At 38.1% G+C, this 3,257-nt stretch carries 6 protein-coding genes and 1 pseudogene; 2 read left to right on the top strand and 5 right to left on the bottom strand.

Annotation, left to right across the window (positions count from 1 at the left end; translation table 11 throughout):
* Positions 1-77: 77 nt before the first annotated feature.
* The 4 genes from PX481_RS18160 to PX481_RS18145 all read right to left on the bottom strand — a co-directional run bounded on the left by PX481_RS18160 (position 78) and on the right by PX481_RS18145 (position 1,695).
* Positions 78-272 (bottom strand): type II toxin-antitoxin system HicB family antitoxin, encoded by a 195-nt coding sequence (locus tag PX481_RS18160; RefSeq protein ID WP_002762722.1) that lies wholly within the window; start codon positions 270-272, stop codon positions 78-80.
* Between the two features lie 357 nt (positions 273-629).
* On the bottom strand, positions 630-1,034 hold the full coding sequence (locus PX481_RS18155) for a type II toxin-antitoxin system VapC family toxin (RefSeq protein ID WP_002762720.1): 405 nt from the start codon (positions 1,032-1,034) through the stop codon (positions 630-632).
* Positions 1,019-1,249: a type II toxin-antitoxin system Phd/YefM family antitoxin gene (locus tag PX481_RS18150; protein ID WP_002762718.1), complete on the bottom strand. Its 231-nt coding sequence runs from the start codon at positions 1,247-1,249 to the stop codon at positions 1,019-1,021. Before PX481_RS18150 ends, PX481_RS18155 begins: the two co-directional genes overlap by 16 nt.
* 260 nt (positions 1,250-1,509) lie before the next feature.
* The gene (locus PX481_RS18145) at positions 1,510-1,695 is read right to left on the bottom strand and encodes an anacyclamide/piricyclamide family prenylated cyclic peptide (protein ID WP_002762716.1); all 186 of its coding nucleotides are present in this window, start codon (positions 1,693-1,695) and stop codon (positions 1,510-1,512) included.
* 221 nt (positions 1,696-1,916) lie between these two features.
* Here PX481_RS18145 and PX481_RS18140 point away from each other — a divergent pair, with 221 nt between their 5' ends.
* On the top strand, positions 1,917-2,153 hold the full coding sequence (locus PX481_RS18140; RefSeq protein ID WP_002762714.1) for a hypothetical protein: 237 nt from the start codon (positions 1,917-1,919) through the stop codon (positions 2,151-2,153).
* A complete protein-coding gene (locus tag PX481_RS18135; protein ID WP_002762712.1) occupies positions 2,153-2,554 on the top strand; it encodes a type II toxin-antitoxin system VapC family toxin in 402 nt (133 codons plus the stop codon). Before PX481_RS18140 ends, PX481_RS18135 begins: the two co-directional genes overlap by 1 nt.
* A gap of 580 nt (positions 2,555-3,134) precedes the next feature.
* Here PX481_RS18135 and PX481_RS18130 read toward each other — a convergent pair.
* Positions 3,135-3,257: pseudogene (locus PX481_RS18130) on the bottom strand (IS630 family transposase); the annotation flags it as partial.

The following is a 3,257-nucleotide window of genomic DNA, read 5'->3' as shown; positions in this document are numbered from 1 at the left end:
TCCTTATCTGGCAAGAGACTTAATTGATTAGTTCGCTCTAGATAAAAAACAATTGACAAAAATCGCTAAATGCCTTTCTATATAAGGGTTCCATCCCTTATAACCCCCGTCCATTGCATAACACAAACCGAAGAGCCTAAAACTTCTTGGGCATTATCAATGGCTTCTTGATGGGTGCTGCCGTGAGTGCGAGCGTATTTTCCCCATTCGGGTAAACTGGCAATATAGGCATTATCTTCTTCAGACCATTGAATTAAAATGCTATATTTCATGATTAATCATCTCCTTGTTCTATGATTATTGATGATTTGGCTCTCTCGACTTATATGAGGTAAAATGTGATTATTTATTACATTATAGTGGATTGTTTCAGCTAATTTGGTGTATTAGAAAAATGCTATAAATTCTATAATCTAAGACTTTAAGCCGAAATCTAGGCTCTTCTCGACTTTGTGTGATAATTTTTGCTTATGGAATCGTGAAATGCTTATCGGGCAAGACTTTTAGGGCTATTTTGCGGATATTCTATCAGTATAGACCTCGTTTCCACACAGAAACCAGAAGAGCCAAATCTATTGCCCTATTTTAGTTGAAACAGTCCACTAGGAGTAGATTAGTTGATTAGTTGCTTACCAAATTACTGAAGAATAGAAACTAGCTATTTTTTGATCTGCGGTGATAACATTTGCTTTATCTCTTTGGGTGATCGCCACAACTACTCTATCTACCGGATCTCGATGTTCCCATTTTAACCTAACACTGTCGAGCCAAATTTCCTCATTGATCGGGATAATCCGAACAACATCAGATTTTTTTAGAGTTGCAATATAATCATCTATGTTCACTCCTAAATCTAATTTGCGGTTGTTAACCTTAATGGCTATTTCCCAGATTGCTGTTGATGGTACTAAACCATTTTTTTGCTGTTCCATCTGTTCACAAGCTTCCTTGGCTTTTTGAGAAAGTTTGTCGGGATCTAAACTCCACCAGATTAAGGCGCAAGTATCAAGAACAATTTTTATACTTCCGTCCATTCTTCGGTTGTTGGGGTAGTTAAATCTTCAAAATACTGAACCTTGCCTCGCATATTCTTAAACAATTCCGCCGTTGAATAACTTTTTTGATAGGGAGAAATTCTCGCCACTGGTTTAGTCCCTTCTGTCACTAAAATTTCTTCTCCTTGTAACTCCACAATTTGCAATAATTCTAGTAAATTAGCTTTTAACTGAGTTTTGTCAACAGTTTTCATAAAAAAATTTTCCTTGGTATCCTATTGTGAATCTAAATCTTCTAGCACTGGTGAGCCAAGGAAAAGGGAGACAACAGAAGAGCAAAAACCTGTACTCCCCCGCTCCCCCTCTCCCCGAGCAATGCTTCTCCCCGTGTCAGGTATCCGAAAGCCAGGAATTAACTAGGGTTGTAGGTCAATTCCTTGAGGCAAACCGTGCGCCCTGGCAAGGAGAAAAAGACTTTTGACCTGATTTGAGGTTCGTGCTAAAATCGGAGGGATTACTCTGCGTCGTCTCCCGCAAAAGGCAGTTCGTACCACTCTTCACAATTGCCATTCCCATCCTCTCCCACACAAAAAGTTCCCCAATCAAGTTGAGCGATCGCATTGCCATTACGAGAGACGGTAGCGGTATTTTCCCGTTGGACAGGAGCAGCATTGCGGGGTGTCAGTTTTTTAGTTTTCATGGGGTAAGTCCTCCATTATTGTTGTTGAGTTCAGTCATACCACCTTTTTTCTGCCGAATCAATAGTTTTTAAGTGAATTTGTGTTAAGTTTTTGTTAAGCTTAGATCAGCACTTGTCAATATTTTTGTGAGAATTTTAACCTTTTGATCCAAGATTCAAATTCGTTGTAAGATGATATGTAATCAGAAAGTTATTCTCATTATTTCTTGAGGTCTAAAAAGATGACAAGAGTTGTTACCCTAGAAGATGCCTTAGAGATAGTCAAACAGCTTTCTCCTCTAGACAAAGTACGTCTAATTGAAAAAGTGACTCCTGATATTAAACAACAGTTAGTGGTTACTACCCATCAACCTCGTAAATCTTTGCGGGGATTATGGCGAGGTGCCAACATCAGTGATGCAGATATCGCTGATGTAAAACAACAGATAGGAGCTAACTTTCCTCGTGAGGATATTTGATGAGTGATGCAGTGACCGATACTCATGCTTTGATTTGGTATTTAGAGGATAGTCCACGCTTGAGTTCTACAGCTAACCAAACATTTGAACAATGCGATCGCGGTGAAATTGTCATTTATATTCCAACTATCTGTTTAATAGAGATAATTTATCTGCAAGAAAAAGGACGTATTGCACCTGAACTAAAATCCCAATTAGATGCAGAGTTATTAGCTGGTAATAGTGGGTTTATCTTAGCTGATTTGACTGCCGAGGTTGTCAATGTTTTGGCGACCGTATTACGAACTGCCGTACCTGATTTACCTGACAGAATAATTGCCGCTACAGCCTTTCACCTTGGTTTACCGCTTATTAGTTGTGATAGGAGAATGCCTCTTACAGGTATCTCTTTAATTTGGTGATTTGCGATTAATTGAGTCAGTAAATTAGCTTTTAAACTGCGTCCATTGTGGGAACTGTAGTTTTTTGAAATACCTTCTAGGGATAAGTCCCCCTTTTGAAGGGTAGGGCTGATTCATTCTCCGAATCTAATTCTTTTTTTGCTACCTTTAATCGCTTATGAGGTAAGCAAAGCACGACGTTTTTAAAAATTTTCAGCTATGTATTTCGAGAAATCGACTAAAAACGTTGCCAGATAAGGACTTGAGAGAATGACATTTGAGAGAATGAAACGACCCTACCTTTTGAAGGGGGATTTAGGGGGATTACCCAATAGGATATCTAAAAATTATAGGTTTCGAGTTAGACGGGGTTTAATTGAATTTTGTCAACAGTTTCCATAAAAAATTTTCCCTTGTATTCCAATTTTTTATCGTATGTCAGCTACTTTAAAATAATAGTAGATCATAGATCTAATGAGAAAACCTCAACCCGATAACCCTGGGGTAGTAAGCTATTGGCAGGGGTTCATCTCTCGAAACAAGGTTCTAGCACTCATCCCCAAAAATCTAAGTCTCGTTTAGGTAATAAGCTTTTACGCATTTAAGTTACATTGACAGCATTACCCTTATTTTTAAGTTTTCTACTCCATTTAATAATCAATCCCCCTTCATTTAAAAGCTGATTGACTACTTTTTCCAGTTCTTCTTTATTTTCAAATTCTCG

It is taken from the genome of Microcystis sp. M53603_WE2, assembly GCF_030065435.1.
The sequence above is the reverse complement of the archived record's forward strand: the minus strand, read 5'-3'. Positions and strand labels throughout refer to the sequence as shown.